This is a genomic window from Pseudidiomarina sediminum DSM 21906, from assembly GCF_000423165.1.
GTDB lineage: Bacteria > Pseudomonadota > Gammaproteobacteria > Enterobacterales > Alteromonadaceae > Pseudidiomarina > Pseudidiomarina sediminum.
The window spans coordinates 1-1,286 of the sequence record NZ_AUHL01000001.1 but is presented as its reverse complement, the minus strand read 5'-3'; the positions used below and the strand labels follow the sequence as shown (position 1 = coordinate 1,286).

General features: G+C 53.3%; 1 rRNA gene. It reads left to right on the top strand.

The features are described from left to right. Positions 1 to 1,286: ribosomal RNA gene (locus tag G535_RS0100005) — 23S ribosomal RNA — on the top strand; the annotation flags it as partial.

Below are 1,286 nucleotides of genomic sequence, written 5' to 3'. Positions count from 1 at the left end.
ACGGGTGCGAAGTTGTTGATGCCCTGCTTCCAGGAAAAGCCTCTAAGCTTCAGGTACATGTTGACCGTACCCCAAACCGACACAGGTGGTCAGGTAGAGAATACTAAGGCGCTTGAGAGAACTCGGGTGAAGGAACTAGGCAAAATAGTACCGTAACTTCGGGAGAAGGTACGCCAGAGCTGGTGAAATCCACACGGATGGAGCCGGAGCTGGCCGCAGTGACCAGGTGGCTGGGACTGTTTATTAAAAACACAGCACTCTGCAAAATCGAAAGATGACGTATAGGGTGTGACACCTGCCCGGTGCCGGAAGGTTAATTGATGGGGTTAGCGTATGCGAAGCTCTTGATCGAAGCCCCGGTAAACGGCGGCCGTAACTATAACGGTCCTAAGGTAGCGAAATTCCTTGTCGGGTAAGTTCCGACCTGCACGAATGGTGTAACCATGGCCACGCTGTCTCCACCCGAGACTCAGTGAAATTGAAATCGCCGTGAAGATGCGGTGTACCCGCGGCTAGACGGAAAGACCCCGTGAACCTTTACTACAGCTTGGCACTGAACATTGAACCTCCATGTGTAGGATAGGTGGGAGGCTTTGAAGCGTTGGCGCTAGTTGACGTGGAGCCATCCTTGAAATACCACCCTTGTATGTTTGATGTTCTAACTTAGGCCCATTATCTGGGTCGAGGACAGTGCCTGGTGGGTAGTTTGACTGGGGCGGTCTCCTCCCAAAGCGTAACGGAGGAGCACGAAGGTTGGCTAAGTACGGTCGGACATCGTACGGTTAGTGTAATGGCACAAGCCAGCTTAACTGCGAGACAGACACGTCGAGCAGGTGCGAAAGCAGGTCATAGTGATCCGGTGGTTCTGTATGGAAGGGCCATCGCTCAACGGATAAAAGGTACTCCGGGGATAACAGGCTGATACCGCCCAAGAGTTCATATCGACGGCGGTGTTTGGCACCTCGATGTCGGCTCATCACATCCTGGGGCTGTAGTCGGTCCCAAGGGTATGGCTGTTCGCCATTTAAAGTGGTACGCGAGCTGGGTTTAGAACGTCGTGAGACAGTTCGGTCCCTATCTGCCGTGGGCGTTTGAGAGTTGAGAGGGGTTGCTCCTAGTACGAGAGGACCGGAGTGAACGAACCTCTGGTGTTCGGGTTGTCACGCCAGTGGCACTGCCCGGTAGCTATGTTCGGAATCGATAACCGCTGAAAGCATCTAAGCGGGAAGCGAGCCTCAAGATAAGCTCTCACTAGCACGTAAGTGCTCTAAAGGGTTGTTGAAGAC